The organism is Enterobacter sp. BNK-8 (assembly GCF_048685095.1).
GTDB classification, from domain to species: domain Bacteria; phylum Pseudomonadota; class Gammaproteobacteria; order Enterobacterales; family Enterobacteriaceae; genus Enterobacter; species Enterobacter quasiroggenkampii.
In genome coordinates this window covers 3,577,785-3,595,887 of sequence record NZ_JBLQTN010000001.1, presented here as the reverse complement: position 1 = coordinate 3,595,887, position 18,103 = coordinate 3,577,785, and the positions used below count along the sequence as shown (strand labels likewise).

Sequence of the window (18,103 nt, the reverse complement as noted above, 5' to 3'; positions counted from 1 at the left end):
AGCGTAGCGCCACCCGGCAACAGCCGCTCGATATTATTTTTCCGGTGGCGTATAGCCTTCGATGTGCACGTCTTTACCTTCGAACAGGAAGCTCACCATCTCCTGCTCCAGCAGCTTGCGGTGTTCCGGGTTCATCATGCTGAGTTTCTTCTCGTTGATCAGCATGGTCTGCTTTTTCTGCCACTGTCCCCAGGCTTCTTTGGAGATTTCATTGTAGATGCGTTTACCCAGCTCGCCCGGATAAAGCTGGAAATCCTGGCCTTCAGCGTCACGCTGCAGGAAAGTACAAAAAATCGTTCTGGCCATACTCATTCCTCTTTTTTGACCGATGCTAAACCATTGCACCGGCACGTAATTGCTGTAACAGGCGCTCCACGGGAGCCGCCAGCCCGACTGATGGCGGTTGCGCTAAGTTATACCAGAGAGCGGTGCCTTCATCCATGCACGAGGCGAAGGAGGACACGGGAAGCCACATCGGCACAATATCCAGATGGAAATGGCTGAAGGTGTGGCGAAACGCGGTCAGCTGCGTCAGGTTATCGGCAGCAATCCCACGCTGTTTAAGCCATTCACGCAGCAAGTCTTCATCTTCAAACTGTGGGAAGCAGTATAGACCACCCCACAGACCGCTCGGCGGACGCTGGGCCAGGAAGACTTCGTCACCGTGCTGCATCAGCAGCATGTAGCCGGTGCGCTCCGGCAGCGTCTGTTTGGGTTTCTTACCCGGATACTGCGCCCAGGAATGGTTGGCATACGCCACGCAGAGGTTACTCACCGGGCAGAGTTCGCATTTGGGCTTTGAGCGCGTGCAGACCATCGCGCCAAGATCCATCATTGCCTGGTTGAAGCGCTCGACGCCGTTGGCAGGAGTGACCGCTTCACTGATTTCCCACAGGCGTTTTTCAACGTCCTTCTTCCCCGGCCAGCCGTCAACGGCATAGCAGCGTGCCAGCACGCGCTTTACGTTGCCGTCGAGGATCGGGAAATGCTTGCCTAAAGACAGAGAGAGAATAGCGCCTGCGGTTGAGCGTCCGACGCCGGGGAGACCGGCCACCTCGTCGAAGGTTTCCGGGAATTTCCCGTTGTGGCGCGTCGCAACCTGCTGAGCGGCCTTGTGAAGGTTACGCGCGCGGGCGTAATAGCCAAGACCGGTCCACAGGTGCAGCACCTCGTCCAGCGGGGCGTTGGCCAGATCGGTCACCGTCGGGAAGCGCGCCATAAAACGCTCGAAGTAAGGGATTACCGTGGCGACCTGCGTTTGTTGCAACATCACCTCGGAGAGCCATACTTTGTAAGGCGTTTTTTCAATTTGCCAGGGCAGGGTTTTACGCCCGTATTTGTCGTACCAGTCCAGCACCTGGGCTGAAAATTGAGAGGCTTGCATGGTCATCGATTCGCATAATCAGGGACGCAGATTGCAGCACAGCGTCAATCTGCTGTAAACCGGATCTTTCCCATGCTTGCATAGAAGCCTTAACTTTGGATAATGCCCGTTTCCCGAACATTCTCACAAGCAGACAACTCTTTTATGAAAAACGACGTCATTTCACCGGAATTTGATGAAAACGGTCGCCCGCTGCGCCGTATTCGCAGCTTTGTCCGTCGTCAGGGCCGCCTGACAAAAGGTCAGCAACACGCGCTGGACAACTACTGGCCGGTGATGGGCGTTGAGTTCAGCGAGCAGCCTCTGGATTTCAGCGAGCTGTTTGGTCGCGACGCGCCGGTCACGCTGGAAATTGGCTTCGGTATGGGCGCCTCACTGGTGACCATGGCGAAAGCGCGCCCGGAGCAGAACTTCCTCGGTATCGAAGTCCACTCCCCGGGCGTTGGTGCGTGTCTGGCAACGGCCCATGAAGAGGGCGTTGAGAACCTGCGCGTGATGTGTCACGACGCGGTGGAAGTGCTGCACAAAATGATTCCTGACAATTCTTTAACCATGGTTCAGCTCTTTTTCCCTGACCCGTGGCACAAAGCGCGTCATAATAAACGCCGTATCGTTCAGGCGCCGTTTGCCGAGCTGGTTAAAAGCAAGCTGAAGCTGGGCGGTGTCTTCCATATGGCGACCGACTGGGAACCGTATGCGGAACATATGCTGGAAGTGATGTCGTCGCTGGACGGTTACAAAAACCAGTCTGCGAGCAACGACTATGTACCGCGTCCGGAATCGCGTCCGGTAACGAAATTTGAACAGCGTGGCCATCGTCTTGGTCACGGTGTATGGGACTTAATGTTCGAGAGGGTGAAATAATGGCAAAGAATCGTAGCCGTCGTCTGCGTAAAAAGATGCACATCGAAGAATTCCAGGAAGTGGGCTTCTCCGTTGCGTGGCGTTTCCCGGAAGGCACCAGCGTTGAGCAGATCGATCAGGACGTGGATGCGTTCATCAACGAGGTGATCGAGCCAAACAAACTGGCCTTCGACGGTAGCGGCTATCTGGCCTGGGAAGGTCTGATCTGCACCCAGGAAGTGGGTAAATGCACCGAAGAACATCAGGCTCTGGTCCGTAAATGGCTTGAAGACCACAAGCTCGAAGATGTCCGCGTCAGCGAACTTTTCGACGTTTGGTGGGACTAATTAAGCAGTAAGGGGCCAGCATTAGCTGGCCCGTTTTGTCTGAGGGAGTGTTTAAGATGCGCAAAACGTTGCTGGCTGTTGCTTTAATGGCAACCGGATTCACCGCCCATGCGGATTATCAATGTAGCGTCACCCCGCGTGATGACGTGGTGTTAAGCCCGCAAACCGTGCAGGTCAAAGGCGAGAACGGCAATCTGGTGATTACGCCAGAAGGGAACGTCACCTATAACGGCAAGCAGTACAACCTGACTGCCGCACAGCGCGAGCAGGCGAAAGACTACCAGTCCGAATTGCGTACCGCGCTGCCGTGGATTAATGAAGGTGCCCTGACGCGCGTCGAAAAGAGCCGCGTGGCGCTGGATAAGATTATCACCAAAGAGGTGGGGGAGAGCAGCAACATGCGTACCCGCCTGACGAAGCTGGACAAGCAGCTTAAAGAACAGATGAACCGGATTATTGAGACGCGCTCCGACGGCCTGACGTTCCACTACAAGGCGATTGATCAGGTCCGTGCCGACGGGCAGCAGCTAGTGAACCAGGCGATGGGCGGCATCCTGCAGGACAGCATCAACGAGATGGGTGCCAAAGCGGTGCTGAAAGGCGGCGGTAACCCGCTGCAGGGCGTGCTGGGCAGTCTGGGCGGCCTGCAAACCTCCATTCAGAACGAGTGGAAAAACCAGGAAGATGATTTCCAGCAGTTCGGCAAAGACGTGTGTAAACGCGTGGTGTCGCTGGAAGACAGCCGGAAGGCGCTGGTGGGGACGCTGAAGTAAGTTCCCCTCACCCTAACCCTCTCCCCAAAGGGGCGAGGGGATGATTTGCGCCCTCTCCCTTTCAGGGAGAGGGCCGGGGTGAGGGTTGCAGCATTTGCAGTGTCTCAAGGATCTTTTCCAACACAGCCTCTTCATTATTCCAAAGTTCGTTGTTCCAGAATCGAATAACGTGCCAGCCCTTTTGGTTTAACCACAACGTCCTTTGACGATCGTATTCCTGATTTTCATCATGCTGTCCGCCATCCATCTCAACTGCCAGACGTGCTTCGCAGCAGGCGAAATCCAGTATGTAGTTTCCTACCGGATGCTGTCGGCGAAATTTATAATTTTCGAAACGGCGGCTGCGCAGTAGATACCAAAGCCGCCTTTCTTCCGTTGTCAGCTCGCGTCTGAGCTGTTTTGCATATGAACGCGTAATTTCCATCCCCACACTCTGCCAGCCTTTCCCTCAGCCGGCAGAATGGGATGCAAAATCCTGAATCAGCCTTCAGGAATCTTCGGCGAGGAACAGCTCAAGAAGGGAATTGAGGAACAGTTTGCCGTGCTCGGTGATCTGCCAGTAATCATCACATTCCTTAAGATATCCCTGGGCCAGCGCCTCGTCGATCTGCGGGCGAATCACCGATTCCGGCAGCCCGGTGTACAGCGCAAACTCCGCGCGCGGCGCGGCTTCCAGCAGGCGGAAGCGGTTCATAAAGAATTCAAACGGTTTATCCGCCGCCTCGACGTCGTGCTGACGCTCCAGGTAGCGGCCTTCCATATACCCGCGCGGGTGACGGGTTTTGGCGGTGCGCAGAATGCGCCCGTCCGGGAAAGTCACCTTACCGTGCGCGCCGCAGCCAATTCCGAGATAGTCGCCAAAGCGCCAGTAGTTCAGGTTGTGCTGACACTGGTAGCCCGGCTTCGCATACGCCGACGTTTCGTACTGCTGATAGCCCGCAGCGGTTAAAAGCCTGTGACCCTGCTCGAAGATATCCCACAGCGCGTCGTCATCCGGCAGCACCGGCGGGCGCGAGCCAAACAGGGTGTTGGGCTCGATGGTGAGCTGATACCACGACAGGTGCGGCGGGTTCAGTTCGATTGCCTGACGCAGGTCGTCCAGCGCCTCTTCCAGCGACTGATCCGGCAGGCCGTGCATCAAATCGAGATTAAAGCTGCGAAGATTAAGCCCAGTCGCCAGGTTTGCCGCGCGCTTCGCCTCTTCCGGGCCGTGAATACGCCCCAGGCGCTTCAGTTTCGGCTCGCTAAAGCTCTGCACGCCGATGGAGATGCGGTTCACGCCCGCGCGCTGATAGTCGACAAAACGGTCGGCCTCAACGGTGCCGGGGTTGGCTTCCATCGTAATTTCAGCATCCGCTGCCAGGTTCAGGCGCGCACGCACGCCGTCCAGCAGCGTTTGCATCGCCGGGCCTGACAGCAGGCTCGGCGTACCGCCACCAATGAAAATGGTCTTAACTTCACGTCCCTGTGCGTAAGGTACATCCGCGTCCAGGTCGGCCAGCAGATGCGCAACGTAGTCATCGTGCGGCACTTCGCCCTTCAGCGCGTGCGAGTTGAAATCGCAGTACGGGCATTTCTGCACGCACCACGGGATGTGAATATAAAGACTCAGAGGTGGCAAATTAGCCATTACGCAGTGCTTCCAGTAACAGTTTCAGCGCGCGTCCACGGTGGGATATCGCGCTTTTCTCTTCGCGGGTCAGTTCCGCAGCGGTTTTGCCCTCGGAAGGGACAAAGAAAATCGGGTCATAACCAAAGCCGCCGTTGCCAGCCGCTTCACGGGTAATCACGCCTGGCCAGCTGCCGTGGCAGACGATGGGCGTCGGGTCCTCCGCGTGACGCAGATAGACCAGCACGCAGTGGAACTGCGCGGTGCGCTGCTCGTCCGGGACGTCTTTCAGGGCGACAAGCAGCTTTTCCAGATTCTGTTGGTCGGTAGCGTCAACGCCGGAATAGCGCGCGGAGTAGATCCCCGGCGCGCCGCCAAGGGCGTCTACGGCCAGGCCGGAGTCGTCGGCAATCGCGGGCAGGCCCGTAATCTGCGCGGCATGGCGGGCTTTGAGGATCGCGTTTTCGATAAACGTCAGCCCCGTCTCTTCGGCGGAATCCACGCCAAGATCGGTCTGGGCGACCACGTCCAGACCAAAATCATTTAATAGCGAGGCCAGCTCGCGCACTTTACCGGCGTTGCCGGTCGCGAGAACAACTTTCTGCATGGTTTAGTCCTGTTCTGTCAGAGCCGCGACTTCCGTCGGGATAGATTGCGGATTAAGGATTTTTACCTGTTTATGTCGCCCCAGTTCGCCTTTTTCAATGATGACCTGGCTTTTGGCGACGCGAAACTGTTTTGCCAGATATTTGGTCAGATGCGCGTTCGCCTGGCCGTCAACCGGTGGGGCGGTGATGGCGACTTTTAACTCGTCGCCATGCAGTCCAACAATATTGTCACGGCTGGCTTTCGGCTGAATATACAGCCGTAAAACCAGCCCGTCAGCGCAGGTGCTTACTGCACTCATAGCGCCATCCACAGCCCCGGCAGCAGCATATCGCCCGTGGACTGCAGCAGTTCAGCGATCCCCATGTTGATCACATAGAGCAGCAGAACCAGGATCATCGGCGAAAAATCGATGCCGCCCATAGACGGAAGCAGGTTACGTATTGGACGCAGCAGCGGCTCGGCCAGCTGAATCAAGGCATACTCTACCGGGCTACGGCCCTGGCTCACCCAGCTCATGATCGCCATGACCAGCAGCACCCAGAAAATCAGCAGGCCGACGGTTTTGATCAGAATCAGAACGGCGGCAATCCAGATAATCGGCTGGAAGGTGATGACCATAAACAGCACGATCGCTTTGATAACGCTCAGAATAAACGCCACCAGCAGAGACGAGCTGTCGATGGGACCCATGGCCGGGATAATACGGCGCAGCGGTCCGACAACAGGTTGCGTGATTTTCACGACAAACTGCGAGAACGGATTGTAAAAATCACAGCGGGCCCACTGCATCCAGACGCGCAGCAAAAGCGCCATCGTGTACAGCTCAATGACCGTTGAGAGCAGGAAAGTCAACGTCTTCATGGCGTTCCTCAGGTTTCCTTATTATTTTGAGTAGTCGCGCGCACCGAAAATTGCCGTGCCGATGCGCACCATCGTGCTGCCTGCCGCAATGGCAGCTTCCATATCATCCGACATGCCCAGAGAAAGCGTGTCTACCGTGTGATAGCGCGCTTTAAGCGCCTCAAATGCTACAGCCATTTGCTGTGCCACGGCAAACTGCCTTTCATAACTTGACTCAGGCGCTGGGATTGCCATCAAACCACGCAGGGTTAAGCGCGGCAGTTCGGCCACTTCGGCTGCCAGCGCATCCAGCTCGCTCAGCGCAATGCCGGACTTGCTGTTTTCGTCACTGATGTTGACCTGAATCAGCACGTTAAGCGCTGGCATCTCTGCCGGACGCTGGTCGTTCAGACGCGTCGCAATACGCAGGCGATCAATGGTGTGACACCAGTCGAAGTGCTCTGCCACCAGACGGCTTTTGTTCGACTGCAGTGGGCCAATAAAGTGCCACTGCAGATCCGTCTTCCCCTGTTCCTGGAAGTAGCGAATTTTATCCACGCCTTCCTGCACGTAGTTTTCACCAAACGCCCGCTGGCCTGCGTCAATGGCTTCTGCGATGGCGCTCGCAGGCTTGGTTTTGCTGACTGCAAGCAGCGTAATTTCTTCTGAAGCCCGGCCGCAACGCGCTGCGGCGGCTGAGATTTTGTCCCGGACCTGTGCCAGGTTATGCGCAATGTCGTTCATTTTCCGAGGAGTAGTCTATGGATGTGGAAGAAATTGTGGCCCTTAGTGTAAAGCATAACGTCTCCGATCTACACCTGTGCAGTGATTCGCCACCCCGCTGGCGCAGAACGGGCCGCCTTGAACCGGCACCGTTTCCTCCTCCCGACGTCGGGGCGTTGTTAAAAGCGTGGCTCAATGATGAGCAGCAGGGGATATGGTGGGCCAGCGGGCAGGTGGATTTTGCCGCGACGGTGGCGGGAGGTCAGCGCCTGCGCGGCAGTGCCTTTAAGCAGATGCGCGGTGTCTCTGTGACCCTGCGGCTATTGCCGCGTACCTGTCCGCAGCTCGCTTCACTGGGTGCGCCGAGGGCCATCCCGGAACTGTTAACCAATGAGTCCGGGTTGATTCTGGTGACGGGGGCGACCGGCAGCGGTAAATCCACGACGCTGGCGGCGATGGTCGATTTTCTCAACCACCACACTGACGGCCATATCCTCACGCTCGAAGATCCGGTGGAATTTATCTACCAGAGCGAGCGTTGCCTGATCCAGCAGCGGGAGATTGGTCAGCACAGCCCGTCATTTGCCGACGCGCTGCGCAGCGCCTTACGCCAGGATCCTGACGTGATTCTGCTCGGGGAGCTGCGCGACAGCGAAACGATCCGCCTGGCGCTGACGGCAGCAGAGACCGGGCATCTGGTGCTGGCGACGCTGCATACGCGCGGGGCATCGCAGGCGATTGAGCGGCTGGTCGATACGTTCCCGGCGCAGGAGAAAGATCCGGTGCGTAACCAGCTGGCTGGCAGCCTGCGGGCGGTGCTGGCGCAGAAACTGCTTCCCGATCTTCAGGGCGGGCGCGTCGCGCTGTATGAACTGCTGGTGAATACCGCCGCGGCGGCGAATCTCATTCGTGAAGGGAAAACGTGGCAACTTCCCGGCATCATTCAAACCGGTCAGCAGGCAGGCATGCAGAACTTTGACCAGAGCCTGGCGGAGAGACGGGCGCAGGGGCGGCTGTAGGCCCCTGTGCTTAAAAGCCCTGCTCGAAATAGCTTTCGAGGATGATGACGGCAGAAGCGGAGTCCACGCTGCCTTTGTTCAGCGCCCGGAAGCCGCCGTGCTCAAACAGACCCGCGCGCGCTTCGACGGTGCTCAGACGCTCGTCGTGCAGCTTCACGGAGACGCCAAAGCGGCCATGGATTTTGTTGGCGAACTTACGCGCCCGGGCGGTTAGCGGCTGTTCGGTACCGTCCATGTTCAGTGGCAGCCCTACAATCACGTCATCCGGCTGCCACTCCTTGAGCAGGCGCTCAATGAGGTTCCAGTCCGGCGTACCGTCGTTGGCCTTCAGGGCCGTAAGCGGGCGCGCGGTACCGGTGATGCGCTGCCCCACGGCGACGCCGATGCTTTTGGTACCAAAATCGAAGGCCAGAAGCGTTCCGCTCATCAGGCGTGCCCCGCTACGCCAGGCATGGTCAGAATATCAATACCAATCAGTTTCGCCGCGTCGCGCCAGCGATCGGCTATCGGCGTTTTAAACAGGATATTCATGTCCGCAGGCGCGGTGAGCCAGGCGTTATCGAGGATCTCCTGCTCAAGCTGGCCTTTCTCCCACGAGGAATAGCCCAGCGCCACCAGCACTTCAGAAGGCTGCTCTGCGGTGCCCAGCGTTTCGAGCACGTCACGCGAGGTCGTGATAACGGTGTTGTCGGAGATGCGAATGCTGGAAGAGAATACTGGCGGCGTATGCAGGATAAAACCGCGATCTTCTGCGAGAGGTCCACCCAGCATCACGGGCTTATCAAGCCGGATTTCCGGCAGTCGCGCTTCAGCCGGGATTTTCAGCTTGTCCAGAATCCCTTCAACCTGAAGATTTTCCAGCGGTTTATTAATGATAATGCCCATCGCGCCGTCTTCATTGTATTCACAAATATAAACCACGGCGCGGCGAAAAATCGGGTCCTGGAGAGCAGGCATGGCAATAAGAAAGTGATGCTGTAAATTCATTGTCAGAGGTACTGTTTCCTGGTTTAAAAAGCGACAGCGCCCAGTATGGGGACAAACTCAGGCGCTGTCACTAATAGTATTGTTAGGTTATTTTTGTAAACGTTTTTCGATAGCGTCCATCAGCATGCCGGTGATTGAGACAGGGAATTCCGCCTCAATTTCACGAATGCAGGTCGGGCTGGTGACGTTCACTTCGGTCAGACGATCGCCGATGATATCCAGACCGACGAAGATCAGGCCTTTGGCTTTCAGCGTAGGGCCAACGCGGCGGGCAATTTCCCAGTCGCTTTCGGTCAACGGACGCGGCTCACCACGGCCACCGGCCGCCAGGTTACCACGGGTTTCGCCACCCTGCGGGATACGCGCCAGGCAGTAAGGGACCGGTTCGCCATCCACCACCAGAACGCGTTTGTCGCCGTCTTTGATCGCCGGAATATAGTTCTGCGCCATGCAGTAACGCGTTCCCAGTTCGGTCAGCGTTTCGGCAATCACGCCAATGTTCGGATCGCTCTCTTTCACGCGGAAAATCGACGCGCCGCCCATGCCGTCCAGCGGCTTCATGATGATGTCGCCGTGCTTCTGCCAGAATGCTTTTAGCTGGGCTTTGCTGCGGGTCACCAGGGTTTCCGGCGTCAGGTCAGAGAACCAGGCGGTATAGAGCTTCTCGTTACAGTCGCGCAGGCTCTGCGGCTTGTTGACGATCAGCGTTCCCTTCTCTTCGGCACGTTCGAGAATATAGGTGCAGTAGATGTACTCGGTGTCGAACGGCGGATCTTTACGCATCAGAATGACGTTGAGATCGGCCAGCGCAATGTCCTGCTCGGTGCCGAACTCATACCATTTGTCGTAGTTCTGCTCGACGTTAACGATGCGGGTGCGGGCGCGGGCTTCACCGTTGATCAGGTAAAGATCGTTCATCTCCATATAGTGGAGTTCATAGCCGCGACGCTGCGCTTCCAGCAGCATGGCGAAGCTGGAATCTTTCTTGATGTTGATGTTTGCGATGGGGTCCATCACGATGCCGAGCTTGATCATCTTTCTCTCCAATAATGCGTCAACCCAGATCGCCAAACCGTACCTGTAGCGCGGTAATGGCCGTGAGTGCCGTTGTCTCAGTGCGCAGAACGCGTGGTCCCAACAGAATATCAGTAAACTGGTAACGTGCCGTCATCGCAATTTCGTCCGCCGACAGGCCGCCTTCGGGGCCAATCAGCAGGCGAACGCGCTCAACGGGCAGGGGCAGCGTATTGATGCTGGCGCTGGCGCGCGGATGAAGATTGAGCTTCAGCCCACTGTCCTCTTCAGCACACCACTCCTCCAGGTCCATCGCCGGGCGGATCTCTGGAATCCGGTTGCGGCCACTCTGTTCACAAGCCGCGATGGCAATTTTCTGCCACTGCTGGATCTTTTTGTTCAGACGTTCCGCATCCAGTTTAACGCCACAGCGCTCAGAAAAAAGTGGCGTAATGAGGCTTACACCCAGTTCAATGGATTTCTGGATCGTGAACTCCATTTTCTCGCCGCGCGACATCACCTGGCCCAGATGGATGTGCAGCGGTGATTCCCGGTCATCCACTTCACCGCGCAGGACGTTCACGTGTACGCTTTTTTTATCTGCCCGCGTAATTTCGGCGTCGAAAACCTGGTTCGAGCCGTCGAACAGCTGTATTGCCTGACCGGCGCCCATGCGCAGCACGCGGCCAACGTGGTTGGCGGCGTCATCAGACAGGGCGATTTCGCGGCCTGCGGTAATCAGTTCAGGATGGTAAATGCGGGGAATGCGCATAGTCAGAAATTCCGTGTCTCATACGATGTAAGCGAATTGCCGCTAGTGTAGGTTAGCTCTTTTGCGCCTGGCAAGCCCGCTGGACATAAGGGTTGTGATTCCCCTGGACTCTGGCGATACGTTCGTCGCGCTGGCATTCCCACTCCGTCACCGGGTACTGCTTGTCCCAGGCGTTGAACAGCTGCGTCTGCTGGCGGGACAGGTTGAGATCGTAACGGTCGCGCATATAGAAGTAGGTGCGGGCAATGCTGCCGCGCGCGCGGGCAGGGGGCTCGGCGACTTTCTCTTTAAAATCAATCTTCATACCGCACTGGCCGTACTGGCCTTCGCCACCGTTCCACTGGCTGTACATGAAGTTACCCCGGTCGCCGTTCACTTCGCCCACCGCAGGCTGCAGGTTATGCATATCGCTTTCCATCTGGCGGTAAACCGGGTCTTTGGCACAGTTTTTTCGTCCGCCATCCTGCCAGCACTGGCGCTGGTGGCCAAACTGCCAGGCCGGAACGACATGTTCCCATTCAATACGGCTGGCGCGGTTTTCGTTTTTACGCACCTTGTAGCCGCAGGATTCAAGGTCAACGACCCCTTTTTTACCCTGCCAGTTAATTTTACAGCCGCAGTAGAAATCGCCCGGCACGTCGGCGTTGACCTTAACACCGGCCGCTTTGGCCTGAGAGAAACTGTTGATACCGTCGGCCAGGGCGTGGCCTGAGAGCGCTGTCGTCAAAAAGGCGACCGCAAGAGAAAAATTACGGGACATCTTACACTCCGTGTCAAAACGAGCCCGCAACGTAGCGAATGTTGTTCCTGTATGCAATCAGTCAGATCAGGAAAGTTCCTGAAAGTTCAGATAATTATTCCGCCACCAGCGGCTCGCCACATTTGACGCAGCGGTAGGTCGCCTCGCCGCGCACCACGCGATTATGGCGGCGGACGGTAAGCTGGTGCTGCTGGCACTGACAGCGGTAGGGGAAGGTATTGCGGCGTACCGATTCCAGCTCGAACTGATGCGTGCGGCGGGCCGGAACGCCGAGCACCGCCTCCATCATCCACTTCCACTCTTTTCCATGCGGCGCGACGCGGCCAAAGTGTTTCCACACCAGCAGATGCGCCAGCTCGTGCGGCACCACTTCATCGATAAACGCCTGCTGGTTTTCCATCATCAGCACCGGGTTAAGGCGGATCTCATACGACTCAAGCCAGGCAGTACCGGCCGAGGTGCCACGCTGCTGGTAGACGAGTTTGGGTTCAGGGTAGTTGCGACCGAGCTTCAGGTTCGCCTGGGCGAGTTTTTCCCGCAGGCTGCGCATAACGGCCTGCTGAATGGCGATGGGGAGACGGGGTGCTTTCATAGGGGCAGAGCATAAAGCGCGAAGCGGGGAGGCGCAAGAGGCGCCTCCCGTAAGAGGATCAGTCGTGGGCGCCGATTTCGCGCAGAGGACGACCTTTCATCAGGTTACGTTCAATATGTTCCAGAGACACGTGTTTGGTTTCTGGAACCAGCCAGATGGTCAGCACAATAAAGAAGATGTTCAGACCGGCGTAGACCCAGAAGGTGTTGGCATTGCCCAGGGTATTGAGCATGGTCAGGAACGTTGCGCCGACGATCATGTTCGCAACCCAGTTGGTTGCGGTAGAGCAGGTGATACCAAAATCACGCCCTTTCAGCGGCTGGATCTCAGAGCACAGCACCCAGATCAGCGGACCGGCGCTCATCGCAAACCCGACGATAAACATCAGCAGCATGCCTACCGCAAAGTACTGGGCGGTTGGGGAGTGAATGCCCACATGCATCATGGTACCGAGGACGCCCATACCGGCCGCCATCACCAGGAAGCCCAGCGTCAGGGTTGGCTTACGTCCCCAGCGGTCCACCAGACCGATGGCGATAAAGGTCGCCAGCACGTTGGTCAGACCCACGATGACGGTCCCCCACATCTGCTCGGTGGTGTTGGTATAACCCGCCAGCTCAAAGATTTTTGGCGCGTAGTACATGATGACGTTCATCCCCGTGAACTGCTGCATCACCTGCAGCAGTACGCCGAGGAAAACGGCGCGACGGAAGTTGCTGTTCTCTTTAAACAGCGCCCAGCCGGACTGTTTGACCTTCAGGCTTTCGCGGATCTCTTCCAGCTCGTTTTTCGCTTCTGCGCTGGTATCGCGCAGGCGCATCAGCACGCGTTCGGCATCGTGGAAGCGACGTTTTGCAGCAAACCAGCGCGGGCTGTCCGGCAGGAAGAAGACGCCAATCAGCAGCAGAACTGCAGGGATGATGATCACGCCGAGCATCCAGCGCCATGCGCCGCTGTAGCTAAACGCCGTATCGGAAAGGTACGCGCCCAGGATACCGATGGTGATCATCAGCTGGTACATCGAAATCATACTGCCGCGGATTTTCTCCGGCGCAATTTCAGACAGGTAAAGCGGGGCGGTATAGGACGCCACGCCCACGGCCAGACCGAGCAGTACGCGGGAAACCAGCAGGACCTCAACGTTAGGCGCTGCGGCAGAGAAGAGTGAGCCGGCAACGAACAGGATCGCGCCGATCATCAGGCTCTTTTTACGTCCGAGCTTGAAGGAGAGCCAGCCGCTGCCGACGGCCCCGACGGCCGCGCCAAACATCATGGAGCTCACCACCCACTCCTGAGTGTGAGCGCTGATCTGGAACTCGTCAGTGATGAAAGGTAATGCACCGGCAATCACGCCGATATCCAGGCCAAAAAGTAATCCTGCCAGGGCGGCGAGGAAACAGACGAAGAATGTCATCGCCTTGTTGGACGTACGCCCCTGTTTTTTATTGTCAGGCATTATGCCCTCCAGTTGGGTTATCAGTTTTATTGATGTTAAGGGTAGGTGAGCGACCCGTAAAAATATGTGAGATTAATCACATTGGTGTAATCGGTTACACTCGTGTGTAACCGTAAATAAAATTAAGGCTTTGAAAATATAGAGGTAAATGAGGTGATGCGCATCGCGAAAGGACACATTTCAGACTTAACTGAAAGGGAATGTAACAGCAGAAGAAAGGCGATCACGCAAAGAGAATATTCTGAAAGCGGAAGACATCCGCTGCGGTGTAATCGGTTCCAAACGGTGCGCCTTTCAGCCGGGTGGCGGCTGCGCCTTACCCGGCCTACAGAAGCTCCGTACCCCGTAGGTCGGGTAAGGCGTAGCCGCCACCCGACAAAAAAAAGGCCAGCCCGAAGGCTGGCCTTTTAAAAGCGATGTCAGTCGATTACTTCAGACCGGCAGCTTCACGCAGCAGCGCGGCTTTGTCGGTTTTTTCCCATGGGAAATGTTCGCGACCAAAGTGACCGTATGCAGCGGTTTCTTTGTAGATTGGGTGCAGCAGATCCAGCATCTGAATCAGGCCGTATGGACGCAGGTCGAAGAACTCGCGCACCAGCAGGGTCAGCTGTTCTGCAGGCACTTTCTCAGTACCGAAGGTTTCAACCATGATGGAGGTGGGTTCAGCCACGCCGATAGCATAGGAAACCTGAATCTCACAGCGGTCAGCCAGGCCGGCAGCCACGATGTTTTTCGCTACATAACGTGCTGCGTACGCTGCAGAACGGTCCACTTTTGATGGATCTTTACCGGAGAATGCACCGCCACCGTGACGCGCCATGCCGCCGTAGGTATCAACGATAATTTTACGACCGGTCAGGCCGCAGTCACCCATTGGGCCGCCGATCACAAAGCGTCCGGTTGGGTTGATGAAGAATTTAGTGGCGCTGCTCAGCCATTCGGTTGGCAGAACCGGCTTGATGATCTCTTCCATCACTGCTTCCTGCAGGGATTTCTGATCGATCTCTTCGGAATGCTGGGTGGACAGAACGACCGCATCAATACCGACAATTTTACCGTCGTCGTACTGGAAGGTGACCTGGCTTTTTGCATCCGGACGCAACCACGGCAGGGTGCCGTTCTTACGCACTTCAGCCTGACGCTGCACCAGACGGTGTGCGTAGGTGACCGGTGCTGGCATCAGCACGTCGGTTTCGTTGGTTGCATAGCCGAACATCAGGCCCTGGTCGCCCGCGCCCTGTTCCAGCGGATCGGCACGGTCAACGCCCTGGTTGATGTCTGGAGACTGTTTGCCAATCGCGCTCAGTACCGCGCAGGAGTTGGCATCAAAGCCCATATCAGAATGCACATAACCGATCTCACGCACCGTGTTACGGGTGATCTCTTCGATATCAACCCATGCGCTGGTGGTGATCTCACCGCCAACCAGAACCATGCCGGTTTTGACATAGGTTTCACACGCGACGCGCGCTTTTGGATCCTGCGCGAGGATCGCATCCAGCACCGCATCGGAAATTTGGTCAGCAATTTTATCAGGATGTCCTTCTGATACGGACTCGGACGTAAACAGGTGTTTTGCCATGTTTTATTTCACCTAAGAGGAATTTGGTTAGCTCAAGCTGCTGTGTGGAATAGCCAAAGGAGATAATTCTACCAAGGCCTGCAGGTTTTTGACACTGGCAGTATGAGTGTTAATCAGTATAGATGGATTAACATCTGGATGGCTATTTTAGGTCACTTCTTCACCCGATTTCCAGTTTTTTTTGACTCATCTCTCACTCAGTTGAAATTGCTGCTGGCAAAAATTCCTGACGGTGCTGGCAACACGCGCATTTTTGTTTTGCTTTTTAGCCCCCTTCTCGGTATAAAACGCGGCGCGCGGCTCATATAAAATAAGCGCTCGATGAACTCATCGTGTCGCCACTTCCAGCCGGGTAAAGCAGTGAACTTTTAGCTTTGGCTTGGGGTCCGTTTCAGCAGAGGCGGCCGTGGAGGTGATACGAGATAATGAACCATCGTTTTCCGCTAATTCAGCGCAGCCGTTCTGGCGCGCATTTGATTCCCGCAACCCGCATTTCTAGTCTGCAAACCTGCCGATGTTATACCCATCTCGGCGCTTCTCAGGATTCCAGGGCCGGTCACGCTTTGTGAAAACTGAACAAGGGCGCTCTTGTTAATACAAGAGTTTTCTCGTGGTTTCGCCGAACCTTGTCATACAGAGTTCGGATACGTGTTTTACAATGATATGAATAAGAAACCGGTCGCACGGTCTGGATTTCAGCATACTCTGCTGGGAAACGGAGCCGTTTATGGGTTGTTATCGCCGTATAACGCTGCGATAGTAGTCAACTGTTTTACACTTAATACAAAGAGTTGAGGTTCGCTATGTCTGACGACATGTCTTCTTTTTCGCCTTCGTCAGCGGGCGAACAGGGTGTACTACGTTCTATGCAGGAGGTTGCGATGAGCTCCGAGGAAGCCAGCAAGATGCTGCGCACTTACAATATTGCCTGGTGGGGCAATAACTACTACGACGTCAACGAACTGGGCCACATCAGCGTTTGCCCGGATCCGGACGTCCCTGAAGCGCGCGTGGATCTCGCCAAACTGGTGAAAGCCCGTGAAGCTCAGGGCCAGCGTTTGCCTGCACTGTTCTGCTTCCCGCAGATCCTGCAACATCGCCTGCGTTCTATTAACGCCGCGTTCAAGCGCGCGCGTGAATCCTACGGCTATAAAGGCGACTACTTCCTGGTTTACCCCATCAAGGTTAACCAGCACCGCCGCGTGATCGAATCTCTGATCCACTCCGGCGAGCCGCTGGGTCTGGAAGCCGGCTCCAAAGCGGAGCTGATGGCGGTTCTGGCCCATGCGGGCATGACCCGTTCAGTGATCGTCTGTAACGGCTATAAAGACCGTGAATACATTCGTCTGGCGCTGATTGGCGAGAAGATGGGCCACAAGGTCTATCTGGTTATCGAGAAGATGACTGAAATCGCCATCGTGCTGGAAGAGGCCGAGCGTCTGAACGTGGTGCCACGCCTTGGCGTGCGTGCGCGTCTGGCGTCACAGGGTTCCGGCAAATGGCAGTCCTCCGGCGGCGAAAAATCCAAGTTCGGCCTGGCGGCGAACCAGGTGCTGCAGCTGGTAGAAATTCTGCGCGAGCGTGGTCGTCTGGACAGCATTCAGCTGCTGCACTTCCACCTCGGCTCGCAGATGGCCAACATTCGCGACATCGCGACCGGCGTGCGTGAGTCAGCGCGTTTCTACGTTGAGCTGCACAAGCTTGGCGTGAATATTCAGTGCTTCGACGTGGGCGGCGGCCTGGGCGTGGACTACGAAGGGACCCGCTCGCAGTCTGACTGCTCCGTGAACTACGGCCTGAACGAATACGCGAACAACATTATCTGGGCGATCGGCGATGCCTGTGAAGAGAACGGCCTGCCGCACCCGACGGTGATCACCGAATCCGGTCGCGCGGTCACCGCGCACCATACGGTGCTGGTCTCGAACATCATCGGCGTTGAGCGCAGCGAAACCACCGAAGCGACGCCGCCGGCAGACGATGCGCCGCGTTCCCTGCAGAGCATGTGGGAAACCTGGCAGGAAATGCACGAGCCGGGCACGCGTCGTTCCCTGCGCGAATGGCTGCACGACAGCCAGATGGACCTGCACGACATCCACGTGGGGTATTCCTCAGGCACCTTCAGCCTGCAGGAGCGCGCGTGGGCGGAGCAGCTCTATCTGAACATGTGCCATGAAGTGCAGAAACAGCTCGACCCGAGCAACCGTGCGCATCGTCCGATTATCGACGAGCTGCAGGAGCGAATGGCGGATAAGATCTACGTCAACTTTTCGTTGTTCCAGTCGATGCCGGATGCCTGGGGTATCGATCAGCTGTTCCCGGTTCTGCCGCTGGAAGGGTTGAACCACGCCCCGGAACGTCGCGCGGTGCTGCTGGACATCACCTGTGACTCTGACGGCGCAATCGACCACTACGTTGATGGCGACGGTATCGCAACGACGATGCCAATGCCGGAGTACGATCCGGAGAACCCGCCGATGCTGGGCTTCTTTATGGTCGGCGCGTATCAGGAGATCCTCGGCAACATGCACAACCTGTTCGGTGATACCGAGGCGGTTGACGTGTTTGTCTTCCCTGACGGCAGCGTGGAAGTTGAGCTGTCTGACGAAGGGGATACCGTGGCGGACATGCTGGAATACGTTCAGCTCGATCCGAAAACCCTGCTGACGCAGTTCCGCGACCAGGTGAAAAACACCGGGCTGGACGATGCGCTGCAGCAGCAGTTCCTGGAAGAGTTTGAAGCGGGTCTGTACGGTTATACGTACCTGGAAGACGAATAACGCACGAATGGGG

At 56.6% G+C, this 18,103-nt stretch carries 24 protein-coding genes; 8 read left to right on the top strand and 16 right to left on the bottom strand.

Annotated elements, in window-relative coordinates; genetic code table 11:
• Positions 1-33: 33 nt before the first annotated feature.
• Both ACMGGU_RS17290 and mutY read right to left on the bottom strand, forming a co-directional pair.
• Positions 34-306: an oxidative damage protection protein gene (locus ACMGGU_RS17290; RefSeq protein ID WP_008499765.1), complete on the bottom strand. Its 273-nt coding sequence runs from the start codon at positions 304-306 to the stop codon at positions 34-36.
• 25 nt (positions 307-331) lie between these two features.
• A complete protein-coding gene (mutY, locus tag ACMGGU_RS17285; RefSeq protein WP_420300766.1) occupies positions 332-1,384 on the bottom strand; it encodes an A/G-specific adenine glycosylase in 1,053 nt (350 codons plus the stop codon).
• Between the two features lie 144 nt (positions 1,385-1,528).
• Between mutY and trmB the strand changes: the two genes are divergently transcribed.
• The 3 genes from trmB to ACMGGU_RS17270 are packed head-to-tail and all read left to right on the top strand — an operon-like array spanning position 1,529 to position 3,347.
• Complete coding sequence (trmB, locus tag ACMGGU_RS17280; protein ID WP_025760376.1) at positions 1,529-2,248, top strand: tRNA (guanosine(46)-N7)-methyltransferase TrmB; 720 nt, start codon at positions 1,529-1,531, stop codon at positions 2,246-2,248.
• A complete protein-coding gene (locus ACMGGU_RS17275) occupies positions 2,248-2,574 on the top strand; it encodes a YggL family protein (RefSeq protein WP_003862421.1) in 327 nt (108 codons plus the stop codon). Before trmB ends, ACMGGU_RS17275 begins: the two co-directional genes overlap by 1 nt.
• Positions 2,575-2,630: 56 nt before the next feature.
• Positions 2,631-3,347 carry a DUF2884 domain-containing protein gene (locus ACMGGU_RS17270; RefSeq protein WP_008499762.1) on the top strand — a complete coding sequence of 239 codons (717 nt, stop codon included), beginning with the start codon at positions 2,631-2,633 and terminating at the stop codon, positions 3,345-3,347.
• Positions 3,348-3,408: 61 nt separating this feature from the next.
• On the opposite strand, the gene ACMGGU_RS17265 is transcribed toward ACMGGU_RS17270, so the two are convergent.
• The 6 genes from ACMGGU_RS17265 to ACMGGU_RS17240 form a co-directional block, all read right to left on the bottom strand.
• On the bottom strand, positions 3,409-3,771 hold the full coding sequence (locus tag ACMGGU_RS17265; protein ID WP_420300765.1) for an endonuclease domain-containing protein: 363 nt from the start codon (positions 3,769-3,771) through the stop codon (positions 3,409-3,411).
• 63 nt (positions 3,772-3,834) lie between these two features.
• Positions 3,835-4,977 carry a radical SAM family heme chaperone HemW gene (gene hemW, locus ACMGGU_RS17260; protein WP_420300764.1) on the bottom strand — a complete coding sequence of 381 codons (1,143 nt, stop codon included), beginning with the start codon at positions 4,975-4,977 and terminating at the stop codon, positions 3,835-3,837.
• Positions 4,970-5,563, bottom strand: a complete 594-nt coding sequence (locus ACMGGU_RS17255; RefSeq protein WP_025912468.1) for an XTP/dITP diphosphatase — start codon at positions 5,561-5,563, stop codon at positions 4,970-4,972. Before ACMGGU_RS17255 ends, hemW begins: the two co-directional genes overlap by 8 nt.
• A gap of 3 nt (positions 5,564-5,566) precedes the next feature.
• Positions 5,567-5,863, bottom strand: a complete 297-nt coding sequence (yggU, locus tag ACMGGU_RS17250; protein ID WP_045909934.1) for a DUF167 family protein YggU — start codon at positions 5,861-5,863, stop codon at positions 5,567-5,569.
• Positions 5,860-6,426, bottom strand: coding sequence for a YggT family protein (locus ACMGGU_RS17245; RefSeq protein ID WP_063622418.1), 567 nt, complete (start codon positions 6,424-6,426; stop codon positions 5,860-5,862). The genes yggU and ACMGGU_RS17245 overlap by 4 nt, the downstream gene beginning before the upstream one ends.
• 21 nt (positions 6,427-6,447) lie before the next feature.
• Complete coding sequence (locus ACMGGU_RS17240; protein ID WP_045909932.1) at positions 6,448-7,149, bottom strand: YggS family pyridoxal phosphate-dependent enzyme; 702 nt, start codon at positions 7,147-7,149, stop codon at positions 6,448-6,450.
• A gap of 17 nt (positions 7,150-7,166) precedes the next feature.
• Between ACMGGU_RS17240 and ACMGGU_RS17235 the strand changes: the two genes are divergently transcribed.
• Positions 7,167-8,147: a type IV pilus twitching motility protein PilT gene (locus tag ACMGGU_RS17235; protein WP_126534038.1), complete on the top strand. Its 981-nt coding sequence runs from the start codon at positions 7,167-7,169 to the stop codon at positions 8,145-8,147.
• Positions 8,148-8,157: 10 nt separating this feature from the next.
• Here ACMGGU_RS17235 and ruvX read toward each other — a convergent pair whose 3' ends face one another.
• From ruvX to metK, 8 genes are all read right to left on the bottom strand, one after another.
• Complete coding sequence (gene ruvX / locus ACMGGU_RS17230) at positions 8,158-8,574, bottom strand: Holliday junction resolvase RuvX (RefSeq protein ID WP_021242076.1); 417 nt, start codon at positions 8,572-8,574, stop codon at positions 8,158-8,160.
• Entirely contained in the window at positions 8,574-9,134 is a 561-nt protein-coding gene (locus ACMGGU_RS17225; RefSeq protein ID WP_008499752.1) for a YqgE/AlgH family protein, read from the bottom strand. The genes ruvX and ACMGGU_RS17225 overlap by 1 nt, the downstream gene beginning before the upstream one ends.
• Positions 9,135-9,221: 87 nt before the next feature.
• Complete coding sequence (gshB, locus tag ACMGGU_RS17220) at positions 9,222-10,169, bottom strand: glutathione synthase (RefSeq protein ID WP_023326040.1); 948 nt, start codon at positions 10,167-10,169, stop codon at positions 9,222-9,224.
• A 19-nt stretch (positions 10,170-10,188) separates the two neighbouring features.
• Entirely contained in the window at positions 10,189-10,920 is a 732-nt protein-coding gene (rsmE, locus tag ACMGGU_RS17215) for a 16S rRNA (uracil(1498)-N(3))-methyltransferase (RefSeq protein WP_021242075.1), read from the bottom strand.
• A 52-nt stretch (positions 10,921-10,972) separates the two neighbouring features.
• On the bottom strand, positions 10,973-11,680 hold the full coding sequence (gene endA / locus ACMGGU_RS17210; RefSeq protein ID WP_021242074.1) for a deoxyribonuclease I: 708 nt from the start codon (positions 11,678-11,680) through the stop codon (positions 10,973-10,975).
• Between the two features lie 94 nt (positions 11,681-11,774).
• Positions 11,775-12,272, bottom strand: a complete 498-nt coding sequence (locus ACMGGU_RS17205) for a SprT family zinc-dependent metalloprotease (protein ID WP_021242073.1) — start codon at positions 12,270-12,272, stop codon at positions 11,775-11,777.
• A gap of 58 nt (positions 12,273-12,330) precedes the next feature.
• A complete protein-coding gene (galP, locus tag ACMGGU_RS17200; RefSeq protein WP_048029084.1) occupies positions 12,331-13,728 on the bottom strand; it encodes a galactose/proton symporter in 1,398 nt (465 codons plus the stop codon).
• A 427-nt stretch (positions 13,729-14,155) separates the two neighbouring features.
• Positions 14,156-15,310: a methionine adenosyltransferase gene (gene metK, locus ACMGGU_RS17195; RefSeq protein ID WP_048224801.1), complete on the bottom strand. Its 1,155-nt coding sequence runs from the start codon at positions 15,308-15,310 to the stop codon at positions 14,156-14,158.
• 138 nt (positions 15,311-15,448) lie between these two features.
• On the opposite strand from metK, the gene ACMGGU_RS17190 reads away from it, so the two are divergent.
• The 4 genes from ACMGGU_RS17190 to speA all read left to right on the top strand — a co-directional run bounded on the left by ACMGGU_RS17190 (position 15,449) and on the right by speA (position 18,090).
• Entirely contained in the window at positions 15,449-15,619 is a 171-nt protein-coding gene (locus ACMGGU_RS17190; RefSeq protein ID WP_045335271.1) for a hypothetical protein, read from the top strand.
• A gap of 116 nt (positions 15,620-15,735) precedes the next feature.
• The gene (locus tag ACMGGU_RS17185; protein WP_418250466.1) at positions 15,736-15,879 is read left to right on the top strand and encodes a hypothetical protein; all 144 of its coding nucleotides are present in this window, start codon (positions 15,736-15,738) and stop codon (positions 15,877-15,879) included.
• Between the two features lie 94 nt (positions 15,880-15,973).
• Positions 15,974-16,105 carry an acid stress response protein YqgB gene (gene yqgB, locus ACMGGU_RS17180; RefSeq protein ID WP_127312443.1) on the top strand — a complete coding sequence of 44 codons (132 nt, stop codon included), beginning with the start codon at positions 15,974-15,976 and terminating at the stop codon, positions 16,103-16,105.
• 8 nt (positions 16,106-16,113) lie between these two features.
• Complete coding sequence (gene speA, locus ACMGGU_RS17175) at positions 16,114-18,090, top strand: biosynthetic arginine decarboxylase (protein WP_008499744.1); 1,977 nt, start codon at positions 16,114-16,116, stop codon at positions 18,088-18,090.
• Positions 18,091-18,103: the final 13 nt, after the last annotated feature.

Coding starts and splice junctions, on each gene's coding strand:
- endA (WP_021242074.1), bottom strand. CDS start 11,680: ATGTCCCGTAATTTTTCTCTTGCGGTCGCCTTTTTGACGACAGCGCTC.
- ACMGGU_RS17270 (WP_008499762.1), top strand. CDS start 2,631: ATGCGCAAAACGTTGCTGGCTGTTGCTTTAATGGCAACCGGATTCACC.
- mutY (WP_420300766.1), bottom strand. CDS start 1,384: ATGCAAGCCTCTCAATTTTCAGCCCAGGTGCTGGACTGGTACGACAAA.
- ACMGGU_RS17205 (WP_021242073.1), bottom strand. CDS start 12,272: ATGAAAGCACCCCGTCTCCCCATCGCCATTCAGCAGGCCGTTATGCGC.
- speA (WP_008499744.1), top strand. CDS start 16,114: ATGTCTGACGACATGTCTTCTTTTTCGCCTTCGTCAGCGGGCGAACAG.
- metK (WP_048224801.1), bottom strand. CDS start 15,310: ATGGCAAAACACCTGTTTACGTCCGAGTCCGTATCAGAAGGACATCCT.
- galP (WP_048029084.1), bottom strand. CDS start 13,728: ATGCCTGACAATAAAAAACAGGGGCGTACGTCCAACAAGGCGATGACA.
- rsmE (WP_021242075.1), bottom strand. CDS start 10,920: ATGCGCATTCCCCGCATTTACCATCCTGAACTGATTACCGCAGGCCGC.
- ACMGGU_RS17235 (WP_126534038.1), top strand. CDS start 7,167: ATGGATGTGGAAGAAATTGTGGCCCTTAGTGTAAAGCATAACGTCTCC.
- trmB (WP_025760376.1), top strand. CDS start 1,529: ATGAAAAACGACGTCATTTCACCGGAATTTGATGAAAACGGTCGCCCG.
- yggU (WP_045909934.1), bottom strand. CDS start 5,863: ATGAGTGCAGTAAGCACCTGCGCTGACGGGCTGGTTTTACGGCTGTAT.
- ACMGGU_RS17190 (WP_045335271.1), top strand. CDS start 15,449: ATGGCTATTTTAGGTCACTTCTTCACCCGATTTCCAGTTTTTTTTGAC.
- ACMGGU_RS17240 (WP_045909932.1), bottom strand. CDS start 7,149: ATGAACGACATTGCGCATAACCTGGCACAGGTCCGGGACAAAATCTCA.
- ACMGGU_RS17225 (WP_008499752.1), bottom strand. CDS start 9,134: ATGAATTTACAGCATCACTTTCTTATTGCCATGCCTGCTCTCCAGGAC.
- ACMGGU_RS17185 (WP_418250466.1), top strand. CDS start 15,736: ATGAACCATCGTTTTCCGCTAATTCAGCGCAGCCGTTCTGGCGCGCAT.
- ACMGGU_RS17255 (WP_025912468.1), bottom strand. CDS start 5,563: ATGCAGAAAGTTGTTCTCGCGACCGGCAACGCCGGTAAAGTGCGCGAG.
- ACMGGU_RS17290 (WP_008499765.1), bottom strand. CDS start 306: ATGGCCAGAACGATTTTTTGTACTTTCCTGCAGCGTGACGCTGAAGGC.
- hemW (WP_420300764.1), bottom strand. CDS start 4,977: ATGGCTAATTTGCCACCTCTGAGTCTTTATATTCACATCCCGTGGTGC.
- yqgB (WP_127312443.1), top strand. CDS start 15,974: ATGAATAAGAAACCGGTCGCACGGTCTGGATTTCAGCATACTCTGCTG.
- ruvX (WP_021242076.1), bottom strand. CDS start 8,574: ATGAGCGGAACGCTTCTGGCCTTCGATTTTGGTACCAAAAGCATCGGC.
- gshB (WP_023326040.1), bottom strand. CDS start 10,169: ATGATCAAGCTCGGCATCGTGATGGACCCCATCGCAAACATCAACATC.
- ACMGGU_RS17245 (WP_063622418.1), bottom strand. CDS start 6,426: ATGAAGACGTTGACTTTCCTGCTCTCAACGGTCATTGAGCTGTACACG.
- ACMGGU_RS17265 (WP_420300765.1), bottom strand. CDS start 3,771: ATGGAAATTACGCGTTCATATGCAAAACAGCTCAGACGCGAGCTGACA.
- ACMGGU_RS17275 (WP_003862421.1), top strand. CDS start 2,248: ATGGCAAAGAATCGTAGCCGTCGTCTGCGTAAAAAGATGCACATCGAA.